Consider the following 21200-nt stretch of genomic DNA (forward strand, 5'->3'; position numbering starts at 1 on the left):
GCCAGGGGCCGTTGTGGGCGAACTCACCTGCGCTGTCACCGGTTCGGCTGGAAGTGGGGCGTGCGGGGCCAGCCAGGGGGCGCGGGGTGGTGGTGTGCGCCGGTACGGTCGTCGGTATGGACACGTCCTGGTGGTGGCTCGCCTTCGCGGCGGTGGTGGTGCTCGCGCTCGTCGCCGCGGTCGTGGACGGCTGGGGGCGGGGTGCCCGGCCTCGCCGGCCGGGTGGCGGGCGGCGTCCGCCGGGGCGGCCGGCGGGTCCGCGAGGGCGGGGGGCGCGGCCGCGGCCGGCGGAGATCTGGTGGGCGAGGGTGCCGTACGAGGACCGCGCGGGGGCGAAGGACCGGCCGTGTCTGGTGGTCTCGGTGCGTGGGCGGCGGGCGCTGGTCGCGAAGATCACCAGTCGGTACCGGGAGGAGCGGGCCGGGGTGATCACGTTGCCGCCGGGCTCGGTCGGGGACGCGCGGGGGCGGACGAGTTTCCTGGAGACCGACGAGTTGCGGGAAGTGCCGGTGCGGGACTTCCGGCGCCGGGTGGGCGAGGTGGACCCGGCCCTGTGGGACCGGGTTCGTCACCTCGCCCGGTGAGGCGTCAGGCCCAGAGCTGGCCCTGGAGGGTCTCGATGGCCTCTTCGGTGGTGGCCGCCGTGTAGACGCCGGTGGAGAGGTACTTCCAGCCGCCGTCGGCGACGACGAAGGCGATGTCCGCGCTCTCGCCGGCCTTCACCGCCTTCTTCCCGACGCCGATCGCGGCGTGCAGGGCGGCGCCGGTGGAGACGCCGGCGAAGATGCCCTCCTGCTGGAGGAGTTCGCGGGTGCGGGTGACGGCGTCCGCCGAGCCGACGGAGAAGCGGGTGGTGAGGACGGAGGCGTCGTACAGCTCGGGTACGAAGCCCTCGTCGAGGTTGCGCAGGCCGTACACGAGGTCGTCGTAGCGCGGTTCGGCGGCGACGATCTTCACGTCCGGCTTGTTCTCGCGCAGGTAGCGGCCGACGCCCATGAGGGTGCCGGTGGTGCCGAGGCCGGCCACGAAGTGGGTGATGGAGGGCAGGTCGGCGAGGATCTCGGGGCCGGTGCCGGCGTAGTGGGCGCCGGCGTTGTCCGGGTTGCCGTACTGGTAGAGCATGACCCAGTCGGGGTGCTCGGCGGAGAGTTCCTTGGCGACCCGTACGGCGGTGTTGGAGCCGCCCGCGGCCGGGGAGGAGATGATCTCCGCGCCCCACATGGCGAGCAGGTCGCGGCGCTCCTGGGAGGTGTTCTCGGGCATCACGCAGACGATGCGGTAGCCCTTGAGTTTGGCGGCCATGGCGAGCGAGATGCCGGTGTTGCCGCTGGTCGGTTCGAGGATCGTGCAGCCCGGGGTGAGGCGGCCGTCCTTCTCGGCCTGCTCGATCATGTGGAGCGCGGGGCGGTCCTTGACCGAGCCGGTCGGGTTGCGGTCCTCCAGCTTGGCCCAGATGCGGACGTCGTCGGACGGCGACAGCCGCGGCAGGCGCACCAGGGGGGTGTTGCCCACCGCGGCCAGCGGGGTGTCGTAGCGCATCGCCGATCAGGCCATACCGCCGGCGACGGCCGGCAGGATCGTGATGCTGTCGCCGTCGGTGAGCTTGGTGTCGATGCCGTCGAGGAAGCGGACGTCCTCGTCGTTCAGGTAGACGTTGACGAAGCGGCGCAGCTGGTCCCCGTCCACGATGCGGGCCTGGATGCCCGTGTGCCGGGTCTCGAGGTCGGCGAAGAGCTGGGCGAGGGTGTCCCCGGTGCCCTCCACGGCCTTCTGGCCGTCGGTGTACTGGCGGAGGATGGTCGGGATGCGGACCTCGATGGCCATGGCTGAGGGCTCCTGTCGGAAGGTGTCGTGGGTTCGGTGAGGCGCGCGGCGGCACGCGGCAGCCCGCCGCGGCTCACGGCCGTACGGCGGCAGCGGAGGATCAACAGATGGCGCTGTTCAGCCTGCACAGGTCGACGTGCAGGCGCGCCACGAGCAGCGTGCCCGGCGCCTTTTCGCTCACGTCGAGAAGAACCATGGGGTCATCGTATCGATTCCCGGTCCGGCATTCGGAGTGTGATCTCATCTGCTGGACGTTCTCCGCCCGCGATGCGATATCAGTACGCCTCCACGACCTTGACCTCCTCCTCCGTCACCTCTCCCTCCAGGATCCGGAACGAGCGGAACTGGAAGTCGCCGGCGCCGTCGGTGTCGGCCGTGGAGACCAGGACGTAGTGGGCGCCGGGTTCGTTGGCGTAGGTGATGTCGGTGCGGGAGGGGTGGGCCTCGGTGGCCGTGTGGGAGTGGTAGATGATCACCGGTTCCTCGTCGCGGTCGTCCATCTCCCGGTAGAGCTTGAGCAGGTCCTGCGAGTCGAACTCGTAGAACGTCGGCGAGCGGGCGGCGTTCAGCATCGGGATGAACCGCTCGGGGCGGCCCTCGCCGACGGGGCCGGCCACCACGCCGCACGCCTCGTCGGGGTGGTCCTCGCGCGCGTGGGCGACGATCTGGTCGTACAGGGCCTGTGTGAGGGTCAGCATGCGGCCCAGGATAAGCAGAAGGGCCGGTCCGTACCGGTGGGTGGTACGGACCGGCCCATATGCCGGACATCCTGAGCGGTGGCCGTGCCGGGTGCCACGAGCACCCGGTGCGGCCGGCTGTCCGCGGTGCGCGCGAACGCGCTGGTCAGCGCCGGTCGGCCGAGGGGCCGGGCGGCGTGGTGGCCGTCAGCCGATCTTCTCCATCTCCGGCTCGCCGGGCCGCTCGGTGATCTCCGGGTTGCGGCTCTTGAGCACGGCCCAGCCGATGCCGAGGGCGGCGGCCCAGCCGGCCATCACGTAGAGGCAGACGCGGGCGTCGGCGTCGTAGGCGATCAGGCAGGTCACGAAGAGCAGGAAGGCGATGGCGATGTAGGAGCACACGGAGCCGCCGGGGGCCGGGAAGGAGGAGGCGGGCAGGCGGCCCGCGACGACCTTGCGGCGGTAGAGGACGTGGCTGATCAGGATCATCAGCCAGGTCCAGATGCCGGCGGCGGTGGCGACGGAGGTGACGTAGCCGAAGGCCTTCTCGGGGACGATGTAGTTCAGGACCACGCCGATGCCCATGAAGACCACCGAGATGCCGATGCCGATGGCCGGGGTCTTGGTCGACGACAGCCGGCTGAAGACCCTGGGTGCCTCGCCGTTGTCCGCGAGGGTGCGCAGCATGCGGCCCGTGGAGTACATGCCGGAGTTGCAGGACGACAGGGCGGCGGTGAGCACGACGAAGTTGACGATGCCGGCGCCGGCCGGGATGCCGATGACGGTGAAGGCCTCCACGAAGGGGCTGACGCCCTCGGCGAACTCGGTCCACTTGACCACGGCCAGGATGACGGTGAGGGCGCCGACGTAGAAGAGGGCGATGCGCCAGGGCAGGGTGTTGATCGCCTTGGGGAGGGTCTTCTCGGGGTTCTCCGACTCGCCGGCGGTGACGCCGACCAGCTCGACGGCGAGGTAGGCGAACATGACGCCCTGGAGGGTCATCAGGGACGAGCCGATGCCCTTGGGGAAGAAGCCGTCGAACTCCCACAGGTTGGAGACGGCGGCGGTGTCGCCGGCCTGGCTGAAGCCGAGGGTGAGTACGCCGACGCCGATCACGATCATGCCGATGATGGCGGTGACCTTGACCATGGAGAACCAGAACTCGATCTCGCCGAAGAGCTTCACGGAGATCAGGTTCGCGGCGAACAGCAGGACCAGGAAGACGAGGGCGGAGACCCATTGCGGGATCTCCGGGAACCAGTAGTGGATGTAGATGGCGGCGGCGGTGAGTTCCGCCATGCCGGTGACCACCCACATCAGCCAGTACGTCCAGCCGGTGAAGTAGCCGAAGAAGGGGCCGAGGAATTCGCGCGAGTACTCGGCGAACGAGCCGGAGACCGGCCGGTAGAGCAGGAGCTCGCCGAGCGCCCGCATGATGAAGAAGATGATCACACCCGCGAGGGCGTACATGAGGATGATGCTGGGGCCGGCCTTGGCGATGTTGGCCCCGGCGCCCAGGAAGAGGCCGACGCCGATGGCGCCGCCGATCGCGATCATCTGGACCTGGCGGCTGCCCAGGCCGCGCTCGTAGCCCTCTTCGGGGGCCTTGTCCGTGTCGACCTGCGCAGAGGTCATGTGTGGTGCGCCTTTCTCCATGCCGATCCGGGCCTTGACTCGGCCGCGGATCGGGTCTCGATCCCCCCGGATGATGGAGTTGAGCGGGTCTCACATCCCGCTCGGTGCCTGGCCGGCGGTCCGCCGGCTCGGTGGCGCACCCGGCCGAACATTCGGGTGGTGTTCGCCGGGCGGTCGTGAAGATTTACCACGACCGCGAGATCGATCACAGGGCCGTCATGTGACGTGGCGCACAGACATAGACGGACATAAGGCGCCCTCGATGGGCGAAAAGGGGCAACTCTTTGACAGGATCATTACCCGGATTTGAGGATCCGCTGAGCGGACACCTCTTCCGGCCTCTCATCCCGCAATCAGGGCATAAGGGTCGCGACGAGTGACTCCTGGAGCCCTCCGAGCCACAGGTACGCCATCACCATCGGCTTGCGCGGGTCCTCGTCCGGGAGCCGGTAGAGCAGGTCGGTGTCGTCCTCGTCGGCGATCTCCAGCCGGGAGCCGATCGCGAGGCGCAGGTCGTTGAGGGCGTTCAGCCACCGCCGGGACTCCTCCACCGACAGCTTCAGCACCGCCGCGCCGCCCTCGCCCCCGGCCCTGCCCCCGCCCTCGGTCCCCGAGGAGAGGGTGTCCAGGGTGCGGATCACCGCGAGCGCGTTCTCGCGCTTGCCGGCGCGCAGGTCGTTCTCGGTGTAGCGGCGGAACTCGGCGGAGTGCGCCCGCTGCTCCTCGGCCTCCCTGGCCTGCGGGGTGCCCTCGGGGTCGCCGTAGGCGTCCGGGAACAGGCGCCGCAGCACCGGGTCGGAGGGCGGCTCGCTCGGGCCGTCCGCGAAGAGCTCGGCGAGCGGGTCGTCGGAGGCGTCCTCGGCGGGGCCGGGGCCGATCAGCTCCAGGAGCTGCACGGCCAGGGACCGGATGATGGAGATCTCGACGTCGTCGAGGGCGACGGCCGCGCCGCCGCCGGGGAGCGGTTCGAATTGTCCGGGCATGAAGGTGATTCAGCTACTTCCGTCCTGCGGGCGGGCGTGGGTCATTTCCGGTCCTGCTGGAGAGTGGCCCACAGGCCGTAGCCGTGCATGGCCTGGACGTCCCGTTCCATCTCCTCGCGCGAGCCGGTGGACACGACCGCCCGGCCCTTGTGATGGACGTCCTTCATGAGCTTGGTGGCCTTCTCCTTCGAGTAGCCGAAGTACGACTGGAAGACGTACGTCACATAGCTCATGAGGTTGACGGGATCGTTGTGCACGATCGTCACCCAGGGCACGTCGGGCTCGGGTACGGCGAAGACCTCCTCCGCCGACTCGGTCTTCTCGATCTCCATGGGTGCGGCTGCCGTCACATGGCCCATGCTGCCACCACAGGGGGGCACTCGCACAAACGGGCCTGTGGGCCACACCACGGAACCACAAATCGTCAGACTGACGAAATGGGGGTACGATCCTCCCAGGCTGCACACACCGGGGGACAACCCCCGGACCCCCGGCCGCACCGGGGGACCCGGCAAGCAGAAGGCGAGGAGAGCTTCGTGAACGTAGCGGACCTAGGGCTGCCGGTGGACGTTCCCTCGACGGCGCTCTTCACCGACCAGTACGAGCTGACCATGCTCCGAGCCGCCCTGAAGGCGGGCACGGCCGGGCGGCGGAGCGTGTTCGAGGTCTTCACGCGCCGACTGCCCGACGGGCGCCGCTACGGCGTCGTGGCGGGCACCGGGCGGGTACTCGACGCGGTGGAGAACTTCCGCTTCGACGCGGACCTCCTGCGCTTCCTGCGCGAGAAGGACATCGTCGACGAGGAGACCCTGGACTGGCTCGCCCGGTACCGCTTCAGCGGCGACATCTGGGGCTACCCCGAGGGCGAGGTGTACTTCCCGGGCTCGCCGATCATGCGGGTCGAGGGGACCTTCGGCGAGTGCGTGCTGCTGGAGACGGTGATCCTCTCCATCCTCAACCACGACTCGGCGATCGCCGCCGCCGCCTCCCGGATGGCCTCGGCCGCCGGGGACCGTCCGCTGATCGAGATGGGCGCCCGTCGCACCCACGAACTGGCCGCGGTGGCCGCCGCCCGCTCCGCCTACGTCGGCGGCTTCGCGACCACCTCCGACCTGGCCGCCGGCTTCCGCTACAACATCCCCACCGTGGGCACCTCCGCCCACGCCTTCACGCTGCTGCACGACAACGAGCGCGACGCGTTCCGGGCCCAGGTGGACGCCCTGGGCCGGGACACCACGCTCCTGGTGGACACCTACGACGTCGGCGAGGCCGTCCGTACGGCCGTGGAGATCGCCGGGCCCGAGCTGGGCGCCGTGCGCATCGACTCGGGCGACCTGCTGCTGGTCGCCCACCGGGTGCGGCAGCAGCTGGACGAGCTGGGTGCCACGGAGACGAAGATCGTCGTCACCTCGGACCTGGACGAGTACGCCATCGCCTCGCTGGCCGCGGCGCCCGTGGACGCGTACGGCGTCGGCACCCAGCTGGTGACCGGGTCGGGCCACCCGACGGCCTCGATGGTCTACAAGCTGGTCGCCCGCGCCGAGTCCGGCGACTCCACGGGCTCGGCGGGCTTCACGGGCTCCGCCGGTGGCGAGGTACCGCTGGTGCCGGTGGCCAAGAAGTCCAGTGGCGGCAAGACCTCGATCGGCGGGCGCAAGTGGGCCGCCCGGCGGCTGGACGCCCACGGCTACGCCGAGGCCGAGGTGGTCGGCACCGGGCCGGTACCCGCCGACCTGGCCGACCGGCAGCTTCTGGTCGAGCTGGTCAAGGGCGGTGAGGTCGTCGCCCGTGAGCCGCTGGACGCCGCCCGGGACCGGCACGCGGCCGCCCGCGCCAACCTGCCGCTGTCCGCCACCCAGCTCTCCCGAGGGGAACCCGTCATTCCGACGGAGTACGCGCACGGGGGCTCGGGTAGCTAAAGCTGGTGCGCCGCGACGCGGACCGCACCCTCCGTCCCCGGCCCCTCCCCCGTCCCTTCCCCTCCCTCCCCGACCCACAGTCGACCCAGTCGAAGGACACCGACCATGCGCCGCGCCTTGATCGTCGTAGACGTGCAGAACGACTTCTGCGAGGGAGGCAGCCTCGCGGTGTCCGGCGGTGCCGACGTGGCCGCCGCCATCACCGAGCTGATCGGGCAGGCGCCCGCCGGCTACCGCCACGTCGTGGCCACCCGCGACCACCACGTCGCACCGGGCGGCCACTTCGCCGACCACCCCGACTACGTCCACTCCTGGCCGGCGCACTGCGTCGCCGGCACGGAAGGCGTCGGCTTCCACCCGAACTTCGCCCCCGCCGTCGCCTCCGGCGCGATAGACGCCGTCTTCGACAAGGGCGCGTACGCGGCGGCCTACAGCGGCTTCGAGGGCGCCGACGAGAACGGCACACCCCTCGCCGACTGGCTGCGGACCCGGGAGATCGACGAGGTCGACGTCGTGGGCATCGCCACCGACCACTGCGTACGGGCCACCGCCCTGGACGCCGCGCGCGAGGGCTTCCGTACGCAGGTGCTGCTCGACCTGACCGCCGGGGTGGCCGCGGAGACCACCGAGCGGGCGCTGGAGGAGCTGCGGGAGGCGGGAGTGGAGCTGATCGGGAAGCCGGTCGTCCAGTAGCGGCCGCCGTCGGGCGACCGCCACCGCGCGCTCCGCTCCCGCCTCCGTCGGTCGGACGGACGTCGCGGGCGGGCGTCTGACGGGTATCAGCCCGTCTTCGCCCGCCTCAGCCCGTCTTCGCCCGTCTCAGCCCGTCTTCGCCCGTCTCAGCCCGTCTTCACCTGTTTTCACCCTTCTCAGCCCGTCTTCGCCCGGTCGAGGGCGGGCGGTGCCAGCCGCGGGTGGGCCGACAGGTAGCGCCACAGCGCGTCGCCGCCCATGTAGGCGCTGCGGTCCTGGTCGCGGGCGCCGACCAGTACGTCGATGCCGGGCGTCGTCCGTCCCTCCATGAAGGCGGTGGCGAGGGTGGCGACGCGGTACTTCCTGCCCTCACCGACGCGGCGGCCGTCGATGCGCACACTCCCCCGGTCGATACGCCGGCCCACGGGCCGCTCCGCGTCGAACCGGTACGAGACGTTCCCGGAGACCGCCACCGGGCGGAAGGTGACCGTGCCGTCGGCAGCGCTCTGCCACTGGGACTCCAGCAGCCGGACCAGTTCCCGCCCGGTCAGGGTGCCGCGTACGACGCCGACCCCGATCCCGCTGTCGTACACGGTGCCGACCGCCGCCTCGGGGAACAGCACCCGCCCGGGGGCGTCGGCGGCGTTGCCCGGTGCGGCGGCGTAGGTCAGGTCGCGGCGCAGGGTGTCGGGCATCGCCAGTCCGAGATCGGCGCGGCCGTCCCGGTCCGCCGCCCAGTGGTAGGCGTCGGCGGCCACGTCGTACAGGGCCGACTCGCCCTCGGCGTCGCGGGCCCGGGTGAGGTCCCCGGTGATCGTGCCGATCGGCTGGGCCGCCCGCTCCCGCAGCTGTGCCCGCCAGTAGGCGGCGATGCGGTCGGCCTCGGGGTCGCGGGGCACGTCCTGGGTGACGGCGTGGTTCACCGAGGCGGTGCGATCACGCAGGACCTCTCCGGTGCGCGGGTCGAGCTTCAGGTTGATCTCGCTGATCAGGTGGCCGTGGTTGCCGGCCTGGACGACCGGGCGCAGGGCGCCCTCGGGGTCGGGCAGCATGCAGTTGACCGTGCCGTGCCAGTGCCCGGTGACGATCGCGTCGACCGCCGGGGAAATGGCCCGGTTGAACTCGACGGCGGGGCCGAAGGGGTCGACGCAGTCGTTGTGCCCGCTGCCGGAGCGCTGCGAGAACCCTTCATGGACCACCGTGACGATCGCCCGGACGCCCCGGGCCCGCAGCCGCTCGACGGAGCGGTTGATCGCCGTCACCTCGTCGGCGTAGCTGTAGCCGCTGGGGGTGTACGACATCGGCTCGGAACCGGTGAGGGTGGTCGTCGCGTGCACGAAGCCGACGGGGAGGGTGCCGCCGTCACCGTCGTCGACCTGCTCGACGTGGTAGGGGCGCAGTGCGGGGCGGCCGGTCCTCCGGTCCAGGAAGTTGGCCGAGTAGTAGGAGAAGTCGGCGCCGGCGAAGCGCTTGCCGGTCGAGTCGGTGAAGCACAGGTCGTCGTCGGGACGGCCCTCGCACGTGCCTTCCTGCATGTGCCGCAGGAAGTCGAACCCGCGGTCCATCTCGTGGTTGCCGACGGTGGAGAACCGCAGGCCGATCGCGTTGAGGTACTCGATGGTGGGTTCGTTCCAGAACCATTCCGTCTCGTCCGGCCAGCCGGAGAAGTCGTCACCGGCCGAGAAGAGGATCGAGTTGTCCTGTCCCTGCCTCAGCTGCTTGAGATGGGTGGCCAGATAGGAGCCGCCGCCCACCCGGACAGGAGGGTCCGACTGGTGCGAACCGACGATCGTCGCGCTGTACTCGCCGAGATAGCCGTGGAAGTCGGTGAGGGACACCAACTGGACGTCCACGGGCTCTGTTCGTTCCTCCGCCGCCGCCGCGGGCGTGATCGCCGCGACGGTGGTCAGGACGGCACCGGCTATCAGTGCCGATAAGCGCCGGGCCACACGCCCGGTGCGTCTGCCGGATCCGAGGGTCTCCATATGCGTCCTCCTGCTGCCGCCAGTGGTCGGACCAGGATCGGTCGCGTGGGCGAGCGGAGGGCGCAGTTGGAGTAATCACCCGGCGCGGGGCTGATGAACAGTCAGTGACCTCGGCCTCACGCCTCAGAATGTGACAGAGATCACATCAGGTCTGGGCGGTCGGCCGTCTGAGCAGGGCCCGGATCGGGTGCCACAGCTCCTGGACGAGGTCCGGTCCGCCCGCGGCGCCGGCCACGGGTGCCGTGCGCCATATGAGGCCGTCGGGATGGTGCAGGACGGCGGTGATCTCGTCCGGGGTCGGCGGGGCGGTGTTGCCCCGCAGGTAGACCGCGCGCAGGCCCAGGTTGCGCAGCCGGGTCAGGGCGCGCGCCCGGTTGTGGGCGTGGACGAGTACGCGCACTCCCCCCAAGGGGGTGCCCGCGCCTCCCGCGGCGGTGGGGCTGGGCAGGTTCAGTGCCACTACCACCGTGCCGTTCGGCAGCTTGCAGAAGCCTCCTGCGGCCATGCGGTCATACCCCCGTGTCAGCCGGTGTCGCACCGGGTGTCAATAAGAGAAGCACAGGAGGCACCTAAACACGGATCGGCGGCGACCCGCCAGGGGGTCGCCGCCGATCATGGTCTGACCTGGGCAGATGCTATTTACCTGCCGGCGGGGCCAACCTCGAGCTCGATCGTCGAGCCGTTCCTGGCCTCCTTGAGGATCTTGATCTTCGTGTTGGTGTCAGTGATCTTGACGCCGCCGGTCGGGTTCGACTCGTCGTAGTAGTCGTTGGTGCGGTCGTTGAAGACCGACACTCCCTTGGAGCCCGGGATCCAGGTCGCCACGTCGTTCTTGTGCAGCGTCATGCCGTCCGTGCGGTAGCGGCTGAACGGCGAGTCGTACGCCTGCACGCGGTTGCGCATCAGGGTGCCGTCGGAGTACTTCAGCGCGGTCGGGTGGGAGTCGACCGGCAGGAGCAGGCCGGTGCCCTCGTGCTGGCTGGTGTTGTTGTCAGCCTGGGAGGTGTCCCACTTCCAGATCAGCAGGCCGTTCTGGTACGCGTAGTGCTCCACCCAGTTCGGGCGCGACGTGAAGCCGAAGTTGTACGGGCCGGTCTTCAGCGTCTTGTCGTACGACACGTACTGCCGGTTCTCGGCGATGTAGTACTGCGCGTAGTCCTTGGTGAAGGAGGCGCCGACCCGGGTGAAGCCGTCGGCGGTCCAGGCGGCGTCCGCGCTCTCGGCGTTGTCGGTGAACAGCGTCTCGCCGTCGGCATACACCTTGATCATGTCGGCCGCGAAGCCCTTCTGGGCCACGCCGCCGTCCGTCTGGTAGCGGAAGCGCAGGTCGATCTTCTGGCCCGCGTAGGCGTCGAGGGAGTACGCGAACTTCGTGTAGTCGTCGATCGTGCCGTGCAGGGCGGGCTTGTCGGCGGCGTCGCGAGGGATCGGGTACCCGTCCACCACACCGTCGACCGCGGTCCAGTTGGCGCCGCCGTCGGTGGAGACCTCGGTGTAGAGGTAGTCGTAGTTCGCCTCGATGTCGTACCAGCCGTCGAAGGTCAGCTCGGCGGTGGTCTTGCCGGTGAGGTCGACCGAACGGCTCATCGTGTTCTTGAGGTTGTCACCGCTGCCGCTCCACCACTGGGTCTCGCCCTCGGCGGGGACGACGATCTCGGTGGTGACCTCCTTCTTCGGCAGCTCGACGACCAGGCCCTGCTTGTGCTTGGTGTTGTACTCGGCGACGCCCAGCTTGTGCCAGGAGTTCACGCCCGCCTTGGCGGTGTCGTAGTTGAGCCAGCCGAGCTGGAGCTTGTCCCAGGCGGTCATGTCGCCGGGCAGGTCACCGATCTCATTGCGTCCGGTGCCGAGCCAGGAGCCGGACGACATCAGCGTCCAGAAGCCGGTGGAGTTCTCGCCGCCGGCGGTGTCGTAGTGGTCCGGCAGGCCGAGGTCGTGGCCGTACTCGTGGGCGTAGACGCCGAGTCCGCCGTTCTCCGGCTGGACGGTGTAGTCGCCGACCCAGATGCCGGTGGAGCCGATCTGGGCGCCGCCCAGCTTGTTCTCGCCGGGGCCGGTGGCGCCGGCGTCGGTGCCGAAGGCGTACCAGCGGTGGGCCCAGATGGCGTCGGTGCCCTGGACGCCGCCGCCCGCGGACTCGTCCTCGCCGGCGTGCACGATCTGGAAGTGGTCGATGTAGCCGTCGGGCTCGTTGAAGTCGCCGTCGCCGTCGAAGTCGTAGCGGTCCCACTCGTCGAACCGGGCGACCTCCGCCTTGATCTGGGCGTCGGTGCGGCCGGCCGCCTTCTGCTGCTCGACCCAGGCGTTCAGGCCGTCGCTGACGACGTTCCACACGCTCGGGCAGTTGGTGTCGCCGCAGTCGTTGTTGCCGTAGCGGGCCTCGTTGTAGGGGACCTTGACCCAGTCGGAGACCTCGCCCTCGACGGAGTAGCGGCCGGAGGACTGCTTCTCGTAGTAGGTCTTGACCGAGTTGACGCCCTTGCCGGAACCGAAGTACAGGTCCTGGAAGTGCTGCTGGTCGTAGTCGGCCTTCCAGGCCGTGGAGTTGTCGGTCCTCCGGTCGGGCTTGGCTATCTGGTTGTGCAGCGGTCCGGCGTCGCCGCCGTACCGGCTGTCGATCTTGTCGCCGAACTCGACCAGGATGGTGAAGATCTTGTCGGTCTTCTCCCGGCCCAGCTCGACGTACTTGGCGTCGCCCTTCTTGCTCTTGAGCTGGACGACGTTGGAGCCGTCCTTCTTCTTCACCGAGGCCTTGCCGGATATGACCTGGTTCAGCGCCTCCTCGCGCTGGGCCGCCCGAGTGTCGCTCATGGGGCCCTTGAGGTCATGCGAGTGCATGCCCTTCGCGGGATGCGGGTCGTGCCGGTCCACGGCTTCCGGCCGGGCCGGCGAGTCCGCCTGCGCCACGCCCGCCGCCGAGAGCGTGGCGGTGGCGGCGGCGAGTGCGACGGTGGTCGCCGCCGTTCTGAACTTCCAGGATCTACTGGTCACTTGAGTTCCTCCCCCGCGTGCACGCGCGCGGATGGGGGGACAAGGACATGGCAAAGTCCGCGCACACGTGTTCAACGCGTGTAGTCAAGTGACGACATTTGACTAGAGGTTCACCGGAAAAGACAGACCTTGACTTGAGCAGAACAAGTGCACTATGCGGAGTCGGCGTTCGCTTTGCGGACACCGAATCGTGACCGTCGTGGCTGCCGTTGCCGCCGTGGCGTCCTCCACGGGCGCGTGGGACCGTCCACTTCCCGGACGCCATGAATCCGTGCGCCCCCCGTGCATCGGCCATGTCGGTTAGGTCATGCTTACTGCTGGTTCCACTCGGGCACACAGCGGGTTAGAGTCGCTTGGCGGAACGCCCGGAAGCCGCCGGAATGCCAGGCCGACAGCACGTCTCACCCCCAGATTGTCTTCACGAGGACACGATGGCCATGCCCCGTCCGACTGCCGCACAGTTCGCCTACGGTTCGTGCACCGTGATCTTCTCGACCCTCGCCATGCTGCTGCTGTCCCGGACGAGTTCGGGCCCCGGCGTCGCCGTCATCGCCGTCGCGGCGCTCGCCCTCGGGCTGCTGGTCGCCATGACGGTCCCGGCGCCCAGGACCCGCGCGGCGACCTCCGTGCCGGCGCCCAGGCCGGCCCCGGCACCCGCGTCGGCCTCCGCATCCGCCTCCGCCGAGGAGCCGGTGGTCGCGGCCCGGATCTCCGCCGGGGCGGGCGAACCGGCCCGCGGCCGCGCCGCCTGACGCATGGCGCCTGCTTCCCGGGGCTCCGGTGGACGTCTGCCTCAACGGGCGCTGACCACCACCGTCTTGGCGGCCTTGTCGTGCAGGCCCTGCTTGTAGGGCCGGTCGAAGAAGCTCCAGCCACCGGCGATGATCGTCCAGACACAGGCACAGCAGAAGGCGAACGGGATCCACAGCACCAGTGCGCGGATCAGCGACGTCTGCACCGAGGGCGTCGCGCCGTTGTCCAGGTTGGCCACCCGCAGGCCGAGCCACTTCTTGCCGAGGGTCTGGCCCGTCTTGGCGGTCATGTACGTGTCGTAGGCGATGTAGAGCACGGCGGCGATCAGGGACTGCCAGAAGGAGTTCCCGACCGAGATCTCCTCGCCGTCCACCTGGTACTCCTGGACGTTGAAGGCCCAGCTGAGCAGCCAGACCACGATGCCCACGAGGATCATGTCGATGATGCGCGCGAGTACGCGCTTTCCGCTGTCGGCGAGCGGAGGCATGCCGGCGAGTGGATCGGTGGGGTAGGAGCCGCCACCGTACGGATCACCGCCGTAGGGACCTCCTCCGCCGGGGGGCGGGGTGCCGTAGGGCCCTCCACCGCCACCGGGGGGCGGGGTGCCGTACGGGCCTCCGCCGCCACCGGGGGGCGGGGTGCCGTACGGGCCTCCGCCGCCGGGAGGCGGGGGCGAGCTGCCGCCGTGCGGGGGCGGGTTGTCGTACGGCGAGCCCGTCCCGCCCGCACCGGGGCCGGGGTCGGGACCCGGCCCGGGGGACGAGGGACGCTTCCTGAACGGGTCGTCTTCCGGCGGCTGCCCGCCGGAGCCGGGAGGCGGTTCGCTGCTCATGGCCCGAGTCGACCGCGAACCCCCGGGCGGCGCATCCGGCGAGCCGCCGTCCGGAGTACGGGGCGCCTCCGGCGGCGGGGCCGAGGGTTATCGCGGTCGGCTGCGGGTGCGTGGGGCCGGTCGCGCAGTTCCCCGCGCCCCTTATCGAGCGCGTCCACCGCGCGAGCAACCACAGCCCACCCGCAGCCGACCGCGAGACAGGCGCCCCGCCTCCCGCCGGGCTAGCCCGCGACAAACGTGCGGGACGCCTTGTCGTGCCAGCACTGGTGCCACGGGCGGTCGAACAGGCACCACGCGACGCCGACCACACCCACGACCAGGAGGCCGGGGACGCTGTACACCAGCCAGCGGCGCAGGGCCGCGCCGAAGGACGGGGGCTCGTGGGCCTCGATGTCCCGCACCTGAAGGCCGAGCAGCTTCTTGCCCAGGGTGCGGCCCCACTTGGCGGTGGGCAGCGCCTCGTAGACGACGCCGAAGAGCAGCAGCACGGCCAGCACGATGCCCAGGTAGGTGGAGGTCGTGCCGTCGAGCAGCCACACCGTGACGGTCTCGCCGGAGAGCTTGGCCTCGTCGATCTTGCCGTTGACGTGGTCGATCCCCTTGATGCCCAGGGGCACGGCGGCCACGCCGGTGACGCACGCGAGGACGACGGTGTCGATCAGCCGGGCGGCCAGCCGCTTGCCGAGCCCGGCGGGGCGGGCCGCCGCCTGGCGCCGGGCGGCGGCCTGGAACACGTCCTCGACCGGCGGCTTCCAGGGCGCTACGGGCTGCTCGTCGCCGCTCGCGCCCGCGAGCCGGTGCACCTGCTGCGCCCAGGAGGCCTGACCACCGCCGGGCCCGGACGCGACCGGGGCGGAGGCGGCGGGCTGCTGCGGCGAGGCGGCCGGCTGCGGGGCGCCGCCCTGGTGGGGAGTGGCTGCCTGCTGGGGGGCTGCTTGCGGGACACCGGCCTGGTGGGCGGCTGCCTGCGGGGCGGCTCCCTGGTGGGGAGCCGCCGCCTGGCGAGGGCCGGCCGGGCCTCCCGTCCGCTGCGGGCCGGAGAGGGCCGTGGGAGTGGCGGCCGCGGGAGCCTGTGCGGCGGCGGCCCGGGCGGCGGCGGCCTTCCCGGCGCCGAAGCCGGGCCCGCCCGTGGCCGCGTCGCGCGGGGGGACCGCGCGGAAGGTCATGGTGCCCTCGTCGTCACCGGGGCCGTCCGTGGCCGGGGCGCTCCGGGCGCCCGCCCCCGGACGCCGGAAGACGAAGGTGTTGCCCGAACCCGCCTCCGCCTCGCCCCCGGACGCGGCTCCCGCGGAGGGCCCCGCCGGGGCGTCCGCCCGCGCGGAACGGGGATCGTCGCCCCGCGCGGACCGTCCCTCGGCGAACCCGGCGTCGCCAGGCCGGCCACCGCCCGCGGCACCCCCGGCGGAACCCGCGGCCGCGGAGCCACCACCGGCAGCCCCGGAGGGGACGCCACCCGCCGCCTGCGCACCGGCACCCGCACCGGCACCGGCGGACCCGCCGGTGGCGTGCCCGCCCCCGCCGGCCCGGGGATCGCCCGGAGCCCCGTCGTCCGCGGCGGCGGGACCGGCCCCGGCGACCGCTTCCCCTGCCGGCCCCGTCCCCCGGGCGTGCGGGAGCCTCGGGTCCGTGCCCGGGGCGGCGCCCGGCCAGGCGACGCGTTGGTCCGGGTCGCCGGCGAAACCCGACTGGTGGGAGCGGTCGGCGCCCCAGGCCGTGGCGGGTTCCGGGCGGCTGCCGTGCTGGGACGCGGTCGCGGGCGGTTCCTCGACCGGATCCTCGTCGAAGAAGTGCGGGCCGGTCTCCTCGACGGAGGGCCGCGCGCCGGGCGGAGGCGCGAGCGGCTCGCCGTCCTTGGGCGCGGGCCGGCTCGTGCCCGGCACCCAGGAGGCACCGTTCCAGTACCGGACGTATCCAGGAATGGACGGGTCCGGGTAATACCCTTCGCGGGGCCTGTCGTCGCCGGGGGCCGGGGTTGGGGCGCTCATGTCCGTCGTCCCGTATCTGCTCGGGGGTTGATATGGGGGCTCAACATCTATCAGACGGGCGCAATCCGCACCGCCGGTCCCGCCGGACCCGCCCCTTTCCGGGCAACCTCGTGCATGGACCTTCACACCCGGGACAGAGGTGGGAAAAAAGTTCCGCGAACCCGCGTAACGCTCACGGCCCTCTCCCCTCTCACTCGTGCAGGGCCCGTTCCAGGCGGCCCGTGCGGACCCGTAAGAGAAAGGATCACCCCGCCATGCACCCCCACCCCACCGTCGTGGAACGCGAACTGGAGCTCACGCTCGTCCTGTCGCCCGAGCACGGCATCCCGGTACCGGCCCTGCTCGGCTACCGCACCGACGACCCGTACGCCGTCCACATCACCTTCCACATCCACTCCGGCCACCCGGTCCACTGGACGTTCGCCCGCGAACTGCTGGTGGAGGGGGTCTTCCGGCCGTGCGGGCACGGGGACGTACGGGTGTGGCCGTCGAAGGCGTACGGCAGGAGCGTCGTACTGATGGCGCTGAGCAGCCCCGCCGGGGACGCCGTCCTGGAGGCTCCCACGGCACAGGTGTCGGCCTGGCTGGAGCGGACCCTGCGCGTGGTGCCGCCGGGCACCGAGGGCGGGCAGCTCGGCATCGACGACGGGCTGGCCGAGCTGCTCGCCCGGTGAGGGGAGGGCGGGTCAGAAGAGCTTGCCCGGGTTGAGAATGTCCAGCGGGTCGAAGGCCTGCTTGATCGCCCGCTGCATCTCCAGGCCCACCGGGCCGATCTCCCGCGCCAGCCACTCCTTCTTCAGTACGCCCACGCCGTGCTCGCCGGTGATGGTGCCGCCGAGTTCCAGGCCGAGGGCCATGATCTCGTCGAAGGACTCGCGGGCGCGCCGGGACTCGTCGGGGTCGGCGGCGTCGAAGCAGACGGTGGGGTGGGTGTTGCCGTCGCCCGCGTGGGCGCAGACCCCGATGGTGAGGTCGTGCTTCGCCGCGATCCGCTCGATGCCCTCCAGCATGTCGCCGAGCCGGGACCGGGGCACGCACACGTCGTCGATCATCGTCGTGCCCTTGACGGCCTCGAGGGCGGTGAGGGACAGGCGGCGGGCCTGGAGCAGGAGCTCCGACTCGGCCGCGTCGTCCGCCGGGACCACCTGTGTGGCGCCCGCGGCCTCGCACAGCGCGCCCACGGCGGCGAGGTCGGCGGCCGGGTCGGCGGTGTCGAAGGCGGCCAGCAGCAAGGCTTCCGTGGTCTCCGGCAGGCCCATGTGCGCGAGGTCGTTGACCGCCTTGACGGTCGTACGGTCCATCAGTTCGAGGAGGGACGGGACGTGCCCGCCCTCCATGATCCGGCAGATCGCGTCGCAGGCGGCGGTCGCGGAGGCGAACTCGGCGGCCAGCACGAGCTGCTCGGGCGGCTTGGGACGCAGGGCGAGGACGGCGCGTACGACGATGCCGAGGGAGCCCTCGGAGCCGACGAAGAGGCGGGTGAGGTCGTATCCGGCGACGCCCTTGGCGGTGCGGCGGCCGGTGGACATCAGGCGGCCGTCGGCGAGGACGACGTCCAGGCCGAGGACGTACTCGGCGGTCACCCCGTACTTGACGCAGCACAGCCCGCCGGAGGCGGTGCCGATGTTGCCGCCGATGGTGCACATCTCCCAGCTGGAGGGGTCGGGCGGGTAGTACAGGCCCTGGTCGTTCACCGCGCGGGAGAACGTGGCGTTGATGACGCCCGGTTCGACGACGGCGACGCGGTCGACCGGGTTGATCTCCAGGATGCGGTCCATCCTGGTCAGGGACAGCACGACGCAGCCGTCGGTGGCGTTGGCCGCGCCGGACAGGCCGGTGCGGGCGCCCTGCGGGACGACGGGGACGCGCAGCGCGGTGGCGGTGCGCATGACGTGCTGGACCTCCTCCACGGTGCGCGGCAGGACGACCGCGGCGGGGGCGCCGGCCGGGCAGAAGCTCGCCATGTCGTTGGCGTAGGAGGTGGTGACGTCGGGGTCGGTGAGGACGGCCTCGGGCGGCAGGCCGGTCAGCAGCCGGTCGACGAGGGTTCCGGAGGCCGCCGTGACCGCTCCGGCTTCGAGGGCTGCGTCGTCTTTGTCGCGAGGCGCTTCGATACGGCTCATGATCGGAGGTTCGCACCCGGGGGCCATCGGTGTGAACCCCGGCGACGGCACCCGGCGCACATCCCGGTGTGATCGTCGTATTGGCGCACAGTAAGCGCCATGGAGGTCATGGAGGTCATGAAGAGGGAGACGCAGCGCGGGTGGCGTTCACGCCGCCGGAGCCGGGCGCTGATCGCCTCCGCCGCCGGGGCCGTCGTCCTGGGTGGGGTCCTGGTGCTACCGCCCTGGGACGGTGGCGACGCTCCCCCGCCCGCGCCGGGGCCGGCCGCGCTGGCACGGAGCGCGGTCACCACGGGGGTGCCGGCCGCGCTGGGGGACCTGACCGTGCTGATCGGCGACCGGGAGACCCATTTGCGGGCGCATCCGCTGGACGGGGTGTCGTGGGCGGTGCTGGGGGCGGCGTACGTGGAACGGGGCCGTCGTACGGCGGACACCGCGAACTGGCCGAAGGCCGAGAAGGCGCTGCGCACCTCGCTGAAGGTCGGGGCAGAGCGCGCTCCGCAGGCCCTGGAGGGGATGGCGGCGCTGGCGGTGGCGCGGCGGGACTTCCCCGCGGCGAAGAAGTGGGGCGAGGGCGCGGTGAAGGCGGCGCCGAAGCGGTGGACGGCGCACGCGGTGCTGATCGACGCGTACACCGGGCTCGGCGACCACGAGGGTGTGGGGCGGGCTCTGGACAAGCTGATGGAGCTGCGTCCGGACGCGCCGGCCGTCGGGGCGCGGGCGGCGGCCGTCTACCGGGACCGGGGCTGGCGGGCGGACGCGGAGGCCCGGATCCTCGACGCGGCGGCGGCGGCCGAGGCGCCGGCCGAACGGGCGGCGTATCTGGAGCAGGCCGGACGGCTGGCGTTCGAGCGCGGGGACCGTCAGGAGGCGCTGCGGTTCTTCCAGGAGGCGCTGCGCACCGATCCCGACCAGCGGGCCGCGCAGGCCGGGCAGGGGCGGGTGCTGGCGGCGCTGGGCCGGACGACGGACGCGCTGTCCGCGTACCAGGCGGCGCTCGCCAAGCGGCCGGTCCCCGAGTACGCCCTGGAACTGGGCGAGTTGTACGAGTCGCTGGGGCTGGCGCAGGCCGCGCGGGTGCAGTACGACCTGCTGCGGGAGCGGGTGCGGGTCGCCGGGGCGGCCGGGGGCGACGAGGAGCTGGTGCTGGGGCGGTTCGAGGCGGACCACGGGGATCCCGCGTCGGCGGTACGGCGGCTGCGGGCCGAGTGGGGGCGGCAGCCGGGGATCGCGGTGGCCGACGCGCTGGGCTGGGCGCTGCACCGGACCGGGGAGCACGAGGAGGCGCTGGAGTTCGCGACGATCGCGACGGACGGCGAGCAGGGCGGCGGGGTGCGCAGCGCGCTGTACGTGTTCCACCGGGGCGTGATCGAGAAGGAGCTGGGACGGTACGGGCCGGCGCGGCGGCATCTGCGGGAGGCGCTGATGATCAACCCGTACTTCTCCCCGCTGCGGGCGCCGGAGGCTCAGCGGGGGCTGGCGGAGCTGGGCGAGCCCTCCGTGGAGGACCCGCCTCGGTAGCCCCTCGCGGTGCCCCGCCTCAGTAGCCCCCGGCGGTTCTCAGAGGTTGCCGCGCTTCTCCTGCTCGCGCTCGATCGCCTCGAACAGGGCCTTGAAGTTGCCCTTGCCGAAGCCCATCGAGCCGTGCCGTTCGATGAGCTCGAAGAAGACGGTCGGGCGGTCCTGGACCGGCTTGGTGAAGATCTGCAGCAGGTAGCCGTCCTCGTCGCGGTCGACGAGGATCTTCAGCTCGCGCAGCGTCTCGACGGGCACCCGGGTCTCGCCGGCCCACTCGCCGAGCGTGTCGTAGTACGAGTCGGGCGTGCTCAGGAACTGGACGCCGGCCGCCTTCATCGTGCGTACGGTCTGGACGATGTCGTTGGTGTTCAGCGCGATGTGCTGGACGCCGGCGCCGCCGTAGAACTCCAGGTACTCGTCGATCTGGGACTTCTTCTTGGCGACCGCGGGCTCGTTGATCGGGAACTTGACCTTGAGGGTGCCGTCGGCGACGACCTTGGACATCAGCGCGGAGTACTCGGTGGCGATGTCGTCGCCCACGAACTCCTTCATGTTCGTGAAGCCCATGACCTTGTTGTAGAAGCCGACCCACTCGTTCATGCGGCCGAGTTCGACGTTGCCGACGCAGTGGTCGACGGCCTGGAAGGTGCGGTGCGCGGGCGGCTCGACCATCGGCTCGGCGGCGGCGTAGCCGGGCAGGTAGGGGCCGTCGTAGCCGGTGCGCTCGACGAGGGTGTGGCGGGTCTCGCCGTACGTGGCGATGGCGGCGAGGACGACGGTGCCGTGCTCGTCCTTGACCTCGTACGGCTCGGCGATCGAGCGGGCGCCGTGCTCGACGGCGTAGGCGTGGGCGGCGCGCGCGTCCGGGACCTCGATGGCGAGGTCGACGACGCCGTCGCCGTGCTCGGCCACGTGCTGGGTGAGGAAGGCGCCCCACTCGGTGGCGGGCTTGATCACCGAGGTGAACACGAAGCGGGCGGAGCCGTTCTCCAGGACGTAGCTCGCGGTCTCGCGGCTGCCGTTCTCCGGTCCGGAGTAGGCGACCAGCCGCATGCCGAAGGCGGTGGAGTAGTAGTGCGCCGCCTGCTTGGCGTTGCCCACGGCGAAGACGACCGCGTCCATTCCCTTGACCGGGAAGGGATCGGCCTGCCGGGCGGTGTCGGGAGTGTGGTGTGTGGTCTGCGTCATAGCCGCAGCGTCTCCCGCGTCTGCAAGGTGCGCAATAGTTCGCGCGTTCACTGGGCAACCTGGCCAGTGACACGCCGACGGGGGCGGGCGATCT

The 21200-nt window shown here is 71.4% G+C and carries 20 protein-coding genes; 6 read left to right on the forward strand and 14 right to left on the reverse strand.

Features of this window, described 5'->3' with window-relative positions:
* Positions 1-116 precede the first annotated feature (116 nt).
* Positions 117-584: a type II toxin-antitoxin system PemK/MazF family toxin gene (locus QC283_RS02660; RefSeq protein WP_279559655.1), complete on the forward strand. Its 468-nt coding sequence runs from the start codon at positions 117-119 to the stop codon at positions 582-584.
* A gap of 4 nt (positions 585-588) precedes the next feature.
* Here QC283_RS02660 and QC283_RS02665 read toward each other — a convergent pair whose 3' ends face one another.
* From QC283_RS02665 to clpS, 7 genes are all read right to left on the reverse strand, one after another.
* The gene (locus QC283_RS02665) at positions 589-1539 is read right to left on the reverse strand and encodes a PLP-dependent cysteine synthase family protein (protein ID WP_279559656.1); all 951 of its coding nucleotides are present in this window, start codon (positions 1537-1539) and stop codon (positions 589-591) included.
* A 6-nt stretch (positions 1540-1545) separates the two neighbouring features.
* Complete coding sequence (locus QC283_RS02670) at positions 1546-1824, reverse strand: MoaD/ThiS family protein (protein ID WP_279559657.1); 279 nt, start codon at positions 1822-1824, stop codon at positions 1546-1548.
* Positions 1825-1924: 100 nt separating this feature from the next.
* Entirely contained in the window at positions 1925-2020 is a 96-nt protein-coding gene (locus QC283_RS39435; RefSeq protein ID WP_310873142.1) for a putative leader peptide, read from the reverse strand.
* Positions 2021-2099: 79 nt separating this feature from the next.
* On the reverse strand, positions 2100-2522 hold the full coding sequence (locus QC283_RS02675) for a M67 family metallopeptidase (RefSeq protein ID WP_279559658.1): 423 nt from the start codon (positions 2520-2522) through the stop codon (positions 2100-2102).
* A 186-nt stretch (positions 2523-2708) separates the two neighbouring features.
* Positions 2709-4136 carry an amino acid permease gene (locus QC283_RS02680; protein WP_279559659.1) on the reverse strand — a complete coding sequence of 476 codons (1428 nt, stop codon included), beginning with the start codon at positions 4134-4136 and terminating at the stop codon, positions 2709-2711.
* A gap of 353 nt (positions 4137-4489) precedes the next feature.
* Positions 4490-5119, reverse strand: coding sequence for a DUF2017 domain-containing protein (locus QC283_RS02685; RefSeq protein ID WP_279559660.1), 630 nt, complete (start codon positions 5117-5119; stop codon positions 4490-4492).
* Positions 5120-5160: 41 nt separating this feature from the next.
* On the reverse strand, positions 5161-5478 hold the full coding sequence (gene clpS / locus QC283_RS02690; protein ID WP_279559661.1) for an ATP-dependent Clp protease adapter ClpS: 318 nt from the start codon (positions 5476-5478) through the stop codon (positions 5161-5163).
* A 177-nt stretch (positions 5479-5655) separates the two neighbouring features.
* On the opposite strand from clpS, the gene QC283_RS02695 reads away from it, so the two are divergent.
* Positions 5656-7038 (forward strand): nicotinate phosphoribosyltransferase, encoded by a 1383-nt coding sequence (locus tag QC283_RS02695; RefSeq protein ID WP_279559662.1) that lies wholly within the window; start codon positions 5656-5658, stop codon positions 7036-7038.
* A gap of 105 nt (positions 7039-7143) precedes the next feature.
* On the forward strand, positions 7144-7731 hold the full coding sequence (locus tag QC283_RS02700) for a nicotinamidase (protein ID WP_279559663.1): 588 nt from the start codon (positions 7144-7146) through the stop codon (positions 7729-7731).
* 176 nt (positions 7732-7907) lie between these two features.
* On the opposite strand, the gene QC283_RS02705 is transcribed toward QC283_RS02700, so the two are convergent.
* From QC283_RS02705 to QC283_RS02715, 3 genes are all read right to left on the reverse strand, one after another.
* Positions 7908-9716: a bifunctional metallophosphatase/5'-nucleotidase gene (locus QC283_RS02705; protein WP_279559664.1), complete on the reverse strand. Its 1809-nt coding sequence runs from the start codon at positions 9714-9716 to the stop codon at positions 7908-7910.
* A gap of 145 nt (positions 9717-9861) precedes the next feature.
* A complete protein-coding gene (locus tag QC283_RS02710; protein WP_279559665.1) occupies positions 9862-10221 on the reverse strand; it encodes a hypothetical protein in 360 nt (119 codons plus the stop codon).
* A 134-nt stretch (positions 10222-10355) separates the two neighbouring features.
* Positions 10356-12707, reverse strand: a complete 2352-nt coding sequence (locus QC283_RS02715) for an immune inhibitor A domain-containing protein (protein WP_279559666.1) — start codon at positions 12705-12707, stop codon at positions 10356-10358.
* 437 nt (positions 12708-13144) lie between these two features.
* Here QC283_RS02715 and QC283_RS02720 point away from each other — a divergent pair, with 437 nt between their 5' ends.
* Positions 13145-13459: a hypothetical protein gene (locus tag QC283_RS02720; protein WP_279559667.1), complete on the forward strand. Its 315-nt coding sequence runs from the start codon at positions 13145-13147 to the stop codon at positions 13457-13459.
* Positions 13460-13500: 41 nt separating this feature from the next.
* Here the strand turns inward: QC283_RS02720 and QC283_RS02725 are convergent, their stop codons facing one another.
* Positions 13501-14292, reverse strand: a complete 792-nt coding sequence (locus tag QC283_RS02725; RefSeq protein WP_279559668.1) for an RDD family protein — start codon at positions 14290-14292, stop codon at positions 13501-13503.
* Between the two features lie 221 nt (positions 14293-14513).
* Entirely contained in the window at positions 14514-16277 is a 1764-nt protein-coding gene (locus tag QC283_RS02730) for an RDD family protein (RefSeq protein WP_279559669.1), read from the reverse strand.
* A gap of 254 nt (positions 16278-16531) precedes the next feature.
* Between QC283_RS02730 and QC283_RS02735 the strand changes: the two genes are divergently transcribed.
* The gene (locus QC283_RS02735; protein ID WP_279559670.1) at positions 16532-16951 is read left to right on the forward strand and encodes an SsgA family sporulation/cell division regulator; all 420 of its coding nucleotides are present in this window, start codon (positions 16532-16534) and stop codon (positions 16949-16951) included.
* Between the two features lie 12 nt (positions 16952-16963).
* Here QC283_RS02735 and QC283_RS02740 read toward each other — a convergent pair whose 3' ends face one another.
* On the reverse strand, positions 16964-18400 hold the full coding sequence (locus tag QC283_RS02740) for an FAD-binding oxidoreductase (RefSeq protein ID WP_279559671.1): 1437 nt from the start codon (positions 18398-18400) through the stop codon (positions 16964-16966).
* A 108-nt stretch (positions 18401-18508) separates the two neighbouring features.
* Here QC283_RS02740 and QC283_RS02745 point away from each other — a divergent pair, with 108 nt between their 5' ends.
* The gene (locus tag QC283_RS02745; RefSeq protein ID WP_279559770.1) at positions 18509-19921 is read left to right on the forward strand and encodes a tetratricopeptide repeat protein; all 1413 of its coding nucleotides are present in this window, start codon (positions 18509-18511) and stop codon (positions 19919-19921) included.
* Between the two features lie 39 nt (positions 19922-19960).
* Here QC283_RS02745 and hppD read toward each other — a convergent pair whose 3' ends face one another.
* Complete coding sequence (gene hppD, locus QC283_RS02750) at positions 19961-21106, reverse strand: 4-hydroxyphenylpyruvate dioxygenase (protein ID WP_279559672.1); 1146 nt, start codon at positions 21104-21106, stop codon at positions 19961-19963.
* Positions 21107-21200 lie beyond the last annotated feature (94 nt).

This window comes from Streptomyces sp. DH41, assembly GCF_029813785.1.
GTDB lineage: Bacteria > Actinomycetota > Actinomycetes > Streptomycetales > Streptomycetaceae > Streptomyces.

Excerpts from the sequence above, each read along its gene's own strand:
- QC283_RS02660 (WP_279559655.1), top strand. The coding sequence starts at position 117 with ATGGACACGTCCTGGTGGTGGCTCGCCTTCGCGGCGGTGGTGGTGCTC.
- QC283_RS02665 (WP_279559656.1), bottom strand. The coding sequence starts at position 1,539 with ATGCGCTACGACACCCCGCTGGCCGCGGTGGGCAACACCCCCCTGGTG.
- QC283_RS02670 (WP_279559657.1), bottom strand. The coding sequence starts at position 1,824 with ATGGCCATCGAGGTCCGCATCCCGACCATCCTCCGCCAGTACACCGAC.
- QC283_RS39435 (WP_310873142.1), bottom strand. The coding sequence starts at position 2,020 with ATGGTTCTTCTCGACGTGAGCGAAAAGGCGCCGGGCACGCTGCTCGTG.
- QC283_RS02675 (WP_279559658.1), bottom strand. The coding sequence starts at position 2,522 with ATGCTGACCCTCACACAGGCCCTGTACGACCAGATCGTCGCCCACGCG.
- QC283_RS02680 (WP_279559659.1), bottom strand. The coding sequence starts at position 4,136 with ATGACCTCTGCGCAGGTCGACACGGACAAGGCCCCCGAAGAGGGCTAC.
- QC283_RS02685 (WP_279559660.1), bottom strand. The coding sequence starts at position 5,119 with ATGCCCGGACAATTCGAACCGCTCCCCGGCGGCGGCGCGGCCGTCGCC.
- clpS (WP_279559661.1), bottom strand. The coding sequence starts at position 5,478 with ATGGGCCATGTGACGGCAGCCGCACCCATGGAGATCGAGAAGACCGAG.
- QC283_RS02700 (WP_279559663.1), top strand. The coding sequence starts at position 7,144 with ATGCGCCGCGCCTTGATCGTCGTAGACGTGCAGAACGACTTCTGCGAG.
- QC283_RS02705 (WP_279559664.1), bottom strand. The coding sequence starts at position 9,716 with ATGGAGACCCTCGGATCCGGCAGACGCACCGGGCGTGTGGCCCGGCGC.
- QC283_RS02710 (WP_279559665.1), bottom strand. The coding sequence starts at position 10,221 with ATGGCCGCAGGAGGCTTCTGCAAGCTGCCGAACGGCACGGTGGTAGTG.
- QC283_RS02720 (WP_279559667.1), top strand. The coding sequence starts at position 13,145 with ATGCCCCGTCCGACTGCCGCACAGTTCGCCTACGGTTCGTGCACCGTG.
- QC283_RS02725 (WP_279559668.1), bottom strand. The coding sequence starts at position 14,292 with ATGAGCAGCGAACCGCCTCCCGGCTCCGGCGGGCAGCCGCCGGAAGAC.
- QC283_RS02730 (WP_279559669.1), bottom strand. The coding sequence starts at position 16,277 with ATGAGCGCCCCAACCCCGGCCCCCGGCGACGACAGGCCCCGCGAAGGG.
- QC283_RS02735 (WP_279559670.1), top strand. The coding sequence starts at position 16,532 with ATGCACCCCCACCCCACCGTCGTGGAACGCGAACTGGAGCTCACGCTC.
- QC283_RS02740 (WP_279559671.1), bottom strand. The coding sequence starts at position 18,400 with ATGAGCCGTATCGAAGCGCCTCGCGACAAAGACGACGCAGCCCTCGAA.
- QC283_RS02745 (WP_279559770.1), top strand. The coding sequence starts at position 18,509 with ATGGAGGTCATGAAGAGGGAGACGCAGCGCGGGTGGCGTTCACGCCGC.
- hppD (WP_279559672.1), bottom strand. The coding sequence starts at position 21,106 with ATGACGCAGACCACACACCACACTCCCGACACCGCCCGGCAGGCCGAT.